At 57.5% G+C, this 261-nt stretch carries 1 protein-coding gene; it reads left to right on the top strand.

The genetic code is table 11. The features are described 5' to 3' along the window. The coding region (locus F6V25_RS16885) for an outer membrane beta-barrel protein (protein ID WP_191966246.1) at positions 1 to 261 on the top strand (261 nt) is incomplete at both ends.

Here is a 261-nt window from a genome sequence, read left to right as displayed (position 1 = left end):
GGGACTGGATTATTCCATCACCTCTTCCAAGTTGGTGACGGACAAGGATGTCTCCATTTTCAAATACGGGGTCGAAGGGCTGTACCATTTCATGCCGGACAAGAAGCTCGTGCCGTTTGTGGCTGCCGGGCTCGGGGGCTACAATATGTCGGGCCCCTCGGCCCTTGTTTCGAGAAAGACGATGGGCTTTTTCGACTATGGCGGCGGCGTGAAATACTTCCTGTACGACCGGCTGGCGCTGCGGGCGGATGTGCGGCACGT

It is taken from the genome of Oryzomonas japonica (assembly GCF_008802365.1).
Classification (GTDB): domain Bacteria; phylum Desulfobacterota; class Desulfuromonadia; order Geobacterales; family Pseudopelobacteraceae; genus Oryzomonas; species Oryzomonas japonica.
This window is presented reverse-complemented; position numbering and strand designations above follow the sequence as displayed.